This window comes from Micrococcus sp. HMSC31B01, from assembly GCF_001816085.1.
Lineage (GTDB): Bacteria > Actinomycetota > Actinomycetes > Actinomycetales > Micrococcaceae > Micrococcus > Micrococcus luteus.
Genome location: NZ_KV824897.1, coordinates 1 through 1,467, shown reverse-complemented (window position 1 = coordinate 1,467; position 1,467 = coordinate 1). Strand labels below are relative to the sequence as shown.

At 74.8% G+C, this 1,467-nt stretch carries 2 protein-coding genes; both read right to left on the bottom strand.

The window, feature by feature from the left end; translation table 11 throughout:
- A partial coding sequence (locus HMPREF3105_RS01340; RefSeq protein ID WP_168167976.1) for an AAA family ATPase occupies positions 1–237 on the bottom strand: 237 nt, incomplete at its 3' end.
- Entirely contained in the window at positions 234–1,322 is a 1,089-nt protein-coding gene (locus tag HMPREF3105_RS01335) for an NAD kinase (RefSeq protein WP_036383271.1), read from the bottom strand. The genes HMPREF3105_RS01340 and HMPREF3105_RS01335, both read right to left, overlap by 4 nt.
- Positions 1,323–1,467: the final 145 nt, after the last annotated feature.

Below are 1,467 nucleotides of genomic sequence, written 5' to 3'. Positions count from 1 at the left end.
GAGGGCGAGCGCGGCGTGCGCCTCGGGCAGGCGGACGCCGGCGTCCACGACGGCACGGGACGAGCCCCGGCGGACCGCGCCCGCGTCGGCGCGAGCGCCGAGCAGCAGGCCCAGGGCGGTGACCACCATGGTCTTGCCGGCGCCGGTCTCGCCGGTGACGACGGTGAAGCCGGGGTCCAGGTCCACGGTGGCCTCGCCGATCACGCCGAGCCCCGAGATCCTCAGATGGTCGATCATGCGTCCTCCCCGGGGTGACGCGCCCCGCGGTCGCGGTGGCGCTGGATGTCCGCGGGCGAGAGCACCGACAGCGGCATGGTGGCCGGTTCGACGACGTCGGGACGCGGCCCCGCGTGCCGCGGCTCGACGGTCTCCACCGCGTGGAGCACGCCCGCCCGCTCCTGGGCGGTGACGGGGCCGCGCCAGCCGTCCGTGGGCAGCCGGAACTTGCGCACGAGCCGTTCCGCGAAGGGCGTCGGGTTGAGACGGGCCAGGCGCACCGGCTCCGCCGACCGGGACACCTCGATCCGGGCCTGCGGCGGCAGTTCGACGGTGCGCCGGCCGTCACACCACAGCACACCGGTCTCGCGGGTGCGGGTGAGCACGTCCACGCCGATCGTGGAGCGCGGACCCACCACGAGGGGGCGGGTGAACAGGGCGTGGGCGCTGATGGGCACGCACAGCAGGGCCTCCACGGAGGGCCACACGACGGGGCCCCCGCCGGAGAAGGCGTAGGCGGTGGAGCCGGTGGGGGTGGCCAGGACGACGCCGTCGCAGCCGAAGGCCGTCAGCGGCGAGTTGTCCACGGAGACGACCACCTCGAGCATCCGCTCCCGGTGGGACTTCTCCACGGAGGCCTCGTTGAGGGCCCACGTGCGGGCCACCTCGCGGCCCTCCACGAGCACGACGACGTCCAGGGCCATGCGCTCGATCACTACGTAGGACTCCGAGGCGATCGCCTGGACGGTGCGGTGCAGGTCGGTGCGCTCGGACTCGGCGAGGAAGCCGACGTGGCCCAGGTTCACCGCCAGCAGTGGCACGTTGTGGCCGCGGACGAAGTCGGCCGCCCGCAGCACCGAGCCGTCGCCGCCGAGGACGAGGCCGAGGGTGATGTCCTCGAGCTCGCAGTCGACCCCGAGGGCCTCCGGCGCGAACTCCGGGGGGTCCCCCGCGGCCGCGCGGATGGCGGCCACGTCCTGTTCGAGCATGACGCTGACCAGGCCCTCCTCCGCGAACATGCGGGTGGCCTGCAGCGCCGCGCTGATGGCGTCCTCGCGGCCCGTGTGGGTCAGGACGAGGACACGACGTCCGGGGGTGTAGGGCATGGTTCCTTCCGCGAGCCGGGGTGCCGGGCACTGCGCTCCAGGATAGCCACGAGATCGGACACGCGAACCGGTGGCCCCGCGCCCGTGGACGGGCGGCGCCCCCCCGGACGCGGGTCAGGACCAGTCGATGTGGGCGCCCCGGACC

Coding starts and splice junctions, on each gene's coding strand:
- HMPREF3105_RS01335 (WP_036383271.1), bottom strand. CDS start 1,322: ATGCCCTACACCCCCGGACGTCGTGTCCTCGTCCTGACCCACACGGGC.